The 1,117-nt window shown below is 27.1% G+C and carries 1 protein-coding gene; it reads right to left on the bottom strand.

The window, feature by feature from the left end:
* Positions 1-92: 92 nt before the first annotated feature.
* Positions 93-458 (bottom strand): hypothetical protein, encoded by a 366-nt coding sequence (locus IWX83_RS17115; RefSeq protein ID WP_196831359.1) that lies wholly within the window; start codon positions 456-458, stop codon positions 93-95.
* Positions 459-1,117: the final 659 nt, after the last annotated feature.

Below are 1,117 nucleotides of genomic sequence, written 5' to 3'. Positions count from 1 at the left end.
AAAAAGGTAGTAGAAAAATTAAATAATAGACCTCGAAAAAGGCATCAATTTGATTCTCCAAATGAAGTATATTTACAATTATTAAACAATAATCAAGAATTCGCATTTATTAATTGAATCCACCGAACATAAACAGCCCCTCCGAAAATACCTCCAGACAGATTTATTACAATTTTATTTTTAAGAATAAAAAAATGATCAGAATAGAAGTTCTTTTTCTTTTCTGGCCGATAGGTTTGACTGTAATGTATTTGCTCAATGTTTTCTTTCATCTGAGAAGAAATATAAGTTCGCATGGCCGTTATATCAATATCTCGTATTATTTTAATATTTGGAATTTGATTAAAATAAGCGTGATACATTCTCAATTGATTTACATAACCAGATCCATTATCGTAAACATTAAACGAATTATTTTGAATTATTAATTTGTTTACTGTACTGTTTTGATTTTCCATAAGTATTATCTTTAATTAGAATTTGAAGCAAACTTATGTGTCTATAGCGACAAGAGATGGCGGAGTTATTAAATATTCAAATATTTTTCATCATCGAAACATCAATACATATTTACAAGCAGGTGTACATTACTTTGACTAAGGATTTTTATTTGAAGATGTAGTTTCTCTTTGTCTACTAAATATATCTCTGAATTGATATGAACGTTCTATTAATCGTAGTTCGTTAGTGACAATATCAGCATTTCAAGACATCTTATTCAAGCATTGTTTTTATTATTTAAAATTTCAATTCTAAATGTAGAAGGATTGACTGTCTTTAAATCCTTACGAAAAACATGACTTGCCCATGACTGAAAAATTTACAAATCACACATAACGGAGAGTTAATATAAAACTAGCTAGTTTCCTAAAAACTTCAATTGAAGAAATTAAAAAAGAAATCCCAACTATTACCAAAAATGAAAATTGTACTTTTAATATAACGCTATAGGTATTCAAATTGTTTCTATACCAAAAGATACACTTGATATTATGATAAATTACACCGCAAAGCTAAAGGATGATGTTTTGACCCCTATAAAACAAGAGTATTATTCTAAATTTCGATTTTTAATTACGCTGTTAATTTTTTCATCATTATTAAGTGTTTATCAGAG

It is taken from the genome of Flavobacterium sp. CG_9.1 (assembly GCF_015751645.1).
In the GTDB taxonomy this organism is placed as follows: Bacteria; Bacteroidota; Bacteroidia; order Flavobacteriales; family Flavobacteriaceae; genus Flavobacterium; species Flavobacterium xanthum.
The sequence above is the reverse complement of the archived record's forward strand: the minus strand, read 5'-3'. Positions and strand labels throughout refer to the sequence as shown.